This is a genomic window from Pseudoalteromonas sp. S16_S37, assembly GCF_014694405.1.
Lineage (GTDB): Bacteria > Pseudomonadota > Gammaproteobacteria > Enterobacterales > Alteromonadaceae > Pseudoalteromonas.
Genome location: NZ_JAAUWV010000226.1, coordinates 1 through 320 on the forward strand (window position 1 = coordinate 1; position 320 = coordinate 320).

1 pseudogene is annotated in these 320 nt (G+C 46.2%); it reads right to left on the reverse strand.

From position 1 onward, the window contains the following. Positions 1-286, reverse strand: a pseudogene (locus HC733_RS22735) (IS5/IS1182 family transposase); the annotation flags it as partial. Positions 287-320: the final 34 nt, after the last annotated feature.

Consider the following 320-nt stretch of genomic DNA (forward strand, 5'->3'; position numbering starts at 1 on the left):
CTTTTACCCCAAACTCGTACGGTTTTGCACTTTTACCTTTCGCGATGCATTCAACGTGCGGCTCATGCAGTGAGTACAGCTTCGATTTACTGAATTTATCTTGCTTGAGCAGTTTTTCAGCTTGGCGGAGTTGAACGACCATCGCCGCTGAAGGGTTGGTATCTAACTTACGAAGAATGTCGCGGAACACACGACCAAGATACGACTTTTGTTTTTTCAATGCTTTACGCATCCGCTTGTATTGTTTGGCATGCGCATAACGACTGACTGAATTTGCGACCTTCACACCTGCTCTCGCATAGCTTTGCCGCAGTGTGATA